2 protein-coding genes are annotated in these 3,142 nt (G+C 76.4%); one reads left to right on the plus strand and one right to left on the minus strand.

Translation table 11 applies throughout. The features are described from left to right. Positions 1 to 20 precede the first annotated feature (20 nt). Positions 21 to 995, minus strand: coding sequence for an NADPH:quinone reductase (locus tag ACSNOH_RS34185; RefSeq protein WP_436725342.1), 975 nt, complete (start codon positions 993 to 995; stop codon positions 21 to 23). A gap of 200 nt (positions 996 to 1,195) precedes the next feature. Between ACSNOH_RS34185 and ACSNOH_RS34190 the strand changes: the two genes are divergently transcribed. Next, on the plus strand, positions 1,196 to 3,142 hold a 1,947-nt coding region (locus ACSNOH_RS34190; RefSeq protein WP_436725341.1), incomplete at its 3' end, for an FAD/NAD(P)-binding protein.

The following is a 3,142-nucleotide window of genomic DNA, read 5'->3' on the forward strand; positions in this document are numbered from 1 at the left end:
CGCCTACCGCGTCCCCCGCCTCAGACCCGCAGAACCAGCCGCCGCCCCCGCAGCTCCCCCCGCTCCACGAGCCGGTGCGCCTCGGCCGCGTCCGCGAGCGGCATCTCCTCGACGGCCCGCGGCCGCAGCCGCCCTGCGGCGAGCAGCTGCCCCACCGCTTCCGCGGCCCGCGCGAGCTCGGTCGTGGTCGCGCGGGAGATCACGAAGCCGACGAGGGACCCGTCCTTCTGGTACAGCTGCCCCACCGGCAGCACGGGCCGCGCGGTGGTCCCCGCGAGGACGACGATCCGGCCGCGCAGCGCGAGCAGGGGCACGGCCACCTCCAGGTCGTGCCGGCCGTGGGTCGCGACGTGGACGTCGACGCCGTGGGGCGCGGCGTCCGCGAGCCGCCCCGCGAGGCCGGGGGCCGCGTAGTCGAGGACCTCGGCGGCGCCGAGCGTACGAACGTACTCCGCGTCGCGCGCCGAGGCCGTGGCCACGACCCGGGCGCCGGCCCACACGGCCATCGTCACGAGGGCGCTGCCCACGTTCCCCGCGGCACCCGCGACGAGCACCGTCTCGCCGGGCCGCACGCCGCCGTGCGTGAACAGCGCCAGGTAGGCCGTGGCGGCGGGGTGGGCGACGGCGACGGCGTCCTCCGCGCGCACTCCGGCGGGCAGGGGGTAGAGCCGGTCGGCGGGGACGACGGCCCGCTCGGCGGCGGGCCCCTGGCGCCCGCCGTGCCCCAGGCTGTTGCACCACACCGCGTCGCCCGGCGCGAACCCGGCCGCGCCGGGCCCGGCCTCGGCGACCGTGCCGACGAGGTCCCGGCCGATCACGAAGGGGAAGGGCACCGGGGTCCGGAAACCGCCGGAGCGGATGAGCGTGTCGACGGGGTTGACGGCCGTGGCGGCGACGTCGACGAGGACGTCGGTCGGGCCCGGGCGCGGCGCGGGCAGCCCGCCGACCACGATCTCCTCCGGCGGGCCGAACCGTTCGATGTAGGCGGCGCGCATGTCACCCGTGGCACCCATGTCCCCCACTGTGGCACGGCCGGGCGGCGGGACGGCGCAACCGAACCCGTCCGGGGACCTGACGGACCCGCCCGCCCCGCGTTGACCCCTCCACCACCACGGCGGCGAGATGGAAAAGGCGCGCGGAGCGGAAGTCCCCTCAGAGCGGAGCGGAAGTCCCCTCAGAACGGAGGAGCAGACGCATGAGCAGCAGTCGTTTAGAGGTCGGCATCGTCGGCGTCGGCCCGCGGGGGCTGTCCGTGCTGGAGCGGCTGTGCGCCAACGAGCGCGCCGCACCCGCGCACTCCGCCGTGACCGTGCACATCGTCGACCCGTCCGCCCCGGGCTCGGGCACCGTGTGGCGCGCCGACCAGTCACCCCACCTGCTGATGAACACCGTGGCCTCGCAGATCACCGTCTACACGGACGACAGCGCACGCATCGACGGCCCGGTCGAGCCGGGCCCCAGCCTGTACGAGTGGGCGCGCGACGTCACCGGGCCCGGCACGACGCGCCGGCACGGACTCGACGCCGCCGGCCTCGCCGAGGCGCGGGCGCTCGGCCCGGACGACTACCCCACCCGCGCCTTCTACGGCCGCTACCTCCACGACAGCTTCCGGCGGATCGCCGAGCGCGCCCCCGCGCACGTCAGCATCGAGGTGCACCGCTCGCGCGCGGTGGCCATGGCCGACGTGGAAGGCATCAGCGGCGGCCCGCAGGGCATCCGCCTGGAGGACGGCACGCGCCTCAACCGGCTCGACGCGATCGTCATGGCCCTCGGCCACGTGCCCGCGGAGCTGTCCGCCCGGGAGGCCCGTACGGCGTCGCTGGCCCGCATCCACCACCTCGACTACGTCCCACCCGTCAACCCCGCCGACCTCGACCTCTCGCACATCGCCCCCGGCGCGCCGGTGCTGCTGCGCGGGCTCGGGCTGAACTTCTTCGACTACATGGCCCTGTTCACCGCCGGGCGCGGCGGCACGTTCACCCGCGACGGGGACCGCCTCGTCTACCGGCCCTCCGGCGCGGAGCCGCGGCTCTACGCCTTCTCCCGGCGCGGCATCCCCTACCACGCGCGCGGAGAGAACGAGAAGGGCGCGCACGGCCGCTACCAGCCCCGGCTGCTCACCGCCGGCTACATCGCCGGCCTGCGCGAGCGCGCCGCGCGCGGCGGGCCCGTGCGCTTCGGCACCGACCTGTGGCCCCTGATCTCCGCCGAGGTGGAGAGCGTCTATTACGGCACGCTGCTGGAGCGGCTGGGCCGGGCGGGGGAGCGGGAGGAGTTCACCCGGCGGTTCCTGGCCCTGGAGAAGGACGACGACCGCGCCGAGCTCCTCGACGCGTTCCGCATCGCCCCCGGCGACCGCTGGGACTGGCAGCGGCTCGCCAGACCGTACGCCGACCGGGCGTTCGCCGACCGCGCCGAGTTCCGCGCCTGGCTCCTCGGCTACCTGCGCGCGGACGTCCGGGCCGCCCGGGCCGGAAACGTCAGCGGGCCCCTGAAGGCCGCCCTGGACGTCCTGCGCGACCTGCGCAACGAGATCCGGCTCGCCGTCGACCACGGCGGACTCGACGGCGCCTCCCACCGCGACGACCTCGAAGGCTGGTACACCCCCCTCAACGCCTTCCTCTCCATCGGCCCGCCCGCCTCCCGCATCGAGGAGATGGCCGCCCTCGTGGAGGCGGGGATCCTGGAGGTCACCGGGCCCGGCACGGTCGTCCGCCTGGACGTCGCCGGCCCCGGCGGGCCCTCCTTCACCGCCGACTCGCGCGCCGTGCCCGGGCCGCCCGTCCGCTCCCGCGTCCTCATCGAGGCCCGGCTGCCCGAGCCGGACCTGCGGCGCACGGCCGACCCCCTGCTGCGGCACCTCCTGAACACCGACCAGATCACCACGTACCGCATCCCGACGGCCGCGGGTGCCGGCTACGAGACGGGCGGGCTGGCCGTCACCGAGCGCCCGTACCACGTCATCGACGGCCGCGGCCGCGCCCACCCGCGGCGCTTCGCCTACGGGGTGCCCACGGAATCCGTTCACTGGGTCACGGCGGCGGGCATCCGCCCGGGTGTGGACTCGGTGACCCTGGCCGACTCGGACGCGATCGCCCGCGCGGTCCTGTCCCTCCCCCCGGTGGCCCACGTCCCCCCGCCC

It is taken from the genome of Streptomyces sp. URMC 127 (assembly GCF_051386535.1).
Classification (GTDB): domain Bacteria; phylum Actinomycetota; class Actinomycetes; order Streptomycetales; family Streptomycetaceae; genus Streptomyces.

Bases quoted from the DNA above. Each gene is read 5' to 3' on its own strand.
- ACSNOH_RS34185 (WP_436725342.1), bottom strand. From the start codon at position 995: ATGCGCGCCGCCTACATCGAACGGTTCGGCCCGCCGGAGGAGATCGTG.